Genomic DNA, 278 nt, shown 5'->3' with positions numbered 1-278 from the left:
CCTGATCACCGATCGGCTGCGGGCGGGTGCCATCGAAGATGTAGAAGTTGTCGTTGCCGAGGAACAGATGCGCGGTGCCGATCGATACGACCGCTTACTGACACGGCGTGCCGATCTGGTTCGAGATCACATTGAACGCCCAGATGATCGGCGGACCCTGATAGGTGCCGTAATACATCGACGTCTCTTTGTAGACAACGATGTCCGGTCCGAGCGCGCGGCCGGCGCGAATGTCACCCGGCGTGTCGATGATGCGGCCGTTTGCGGATTGCGTCGCC

General features: G+C 60.8%; 1 protein-coding gene. It reads right to left on the bottom strand.

The window, feature by feature from the left end:
- Window positions 1-94: 94 nt before the first annotated feature.
- Window positions 95-278 (bottom strand): hypothetical protein (locus SB775_RS29020; protein ID WP_410864668.1); only part of this gene is annotated, 184 nt, incomplete at its 5' end.

It is taken from the genome of Peribacillus sp. SIMBA_075 (genome assembly GCF_046534585.1).
The sequence above is the reverse complement of the archived record's forward strand: the minus strand, read 5'-3'. Positions and strand labels throughout refer to the sequence as shown.